Origin of the sequence: Pseudoroseomonas cervicalis ATCC 49957, from assembly GCF_000164635.1 — a bacterium.
GTDB classification, from domain to species: domain Bacteria; phylum Pseudomonadota; class Alphaproteobacteria; order Acetobacterales; family Acetobacteraceae; genus Pseudoroseomonas; species Pseudoroseomonas cervicalis.
Genome location: NZ_GG770781.1, coordinates 180,584 through 181,747, shown reverse-complemented (window position 1 = coordinate 181,747; position 1,164 = coordinate 180,584). Strand labels below are relative to the sequence as shown.

The following is a 1,164-nucleotide window of genomic DNA, read 5'->3' as shown; positions in this document are numbered from 1 at the left end:
GCGCTGGTGGCGACCGGCCGCAGCCCGCTGCCCTCCTGCAAGGCCGGCGCGGCCGAGAGCGCGTCGACGAAGGCGAAGGCGACGTCGCCGCCGCGCAGATCGGTCAGGATCTGGGTGACGTTGCGGTAGGACACGCCCGTCAGCTCGATGCCCGTGGCCGCGCGCAGCAGTTCCGGCGGCACGCGCGAGGAGGAGGAATAGTAGCCGAAGAACAGCCCGCCCCGCGTGGCGCGGGCGGCCGCGACCAGATCCGCCACGCTGCGGTGCGGCGAGCGGGCATCGACCAGGAGGATCGACTGGAAACTGCCGAACAGCCCGACCATGGCGAAGTCGCGCACCGGGTCATAGGGCAGCTGCTTGAACAGGAACGGATTGGCGGCGTGGGTCGAATTCGTCGCCAGGACGAAATTGTGCCCATCCGCCGGCATCGACTTCGCCGCGTCCGTGCCGATGACGGCGCCCGCGCCGGGGCGGTTCTCGATGATCACCGGCAGGCCGGGCCGCTCCAGGAAGCGGCCGAACACCCGGGCGGTGAAATCGGCGCCGCCGCCGGGGGCGGAGGGCACGATGATCCGCACCGGCCGGGACGGCCAGGCCTCGCCGCCCTGCGCCCGGGCGGCGCGCGACGCGGCCCCCGCGGCGGTGGCCATGGCGGCCAGGATGGCGGCGCGTCGGCCCATTCGATGCATTGGCGTTCCTTCCAGCTCTTGTCTTGGTGCTTGGGCGGAACTGAAGCGGAATTGCGACGGTTTGGGTAGGTGCCGGCAAAGCGGCGCGTCGCTGGATTTCTGCCATCTGCCATCTGCTATTGCAGAATCGGGGCCGGGTGGCCTAGCCTGCCGCCATGCTGCCCAGCGACGCCCCGAAACTGCTGCCCTTCGCCGCCGAGGATGTGATGTCGCTCGCCGAGCGTGCCTATCGCCGGCTGCGCGACGCCATCGTCGATGGCAGCCTGCCGGGTGGCGAGAAGCTCTCCGAACGCTCCCTGGCGCAGAGCCTCGGCATCTCCGCCCAGCCGGTGCGCGAGGCGCTGCACCGGCTGGAGGCGGAGGGCATGGTCGTCACCCTGCCGCGCCGCGGCACGCTGGTGGCGGAGTTCGGCGCGCGGCGCCTGGCCGAGATGGGGCTGATGCGCGTGGCGCTCGAAGGCACCGCCGCCAGCCT

2 protein-coding genes are annotated in these 1,164 nt (G+C 72.1%); one reads left to right on the top strand and one right to left on the bottom strand.

The window, feature by feature from the left end:
- Positions 1 to 680: Bug family tripartite tricarboxylate transporter substrate binding protein (locus tag HMPREF0731_RS15925; RefSeq protein WP_051014789.1), on the bottom strand; the 680-nt coding region annotated here is incomplete at its 3' end.
- A 164-nt stretch (positions 681 to 844) separates the two neighbouring features.
- Here HMPREF0731_RS15925 and HMPREF0731_RS15920 point away from each other — a divergent pair.
- Positions 845 to 1,164: GntR family transcriptional regulator (locus tag HMPREF0731_RS15920; protein WP_007005198.1), on the top strand; the 320-nt coding region annotated here is incomplete at its 3' end.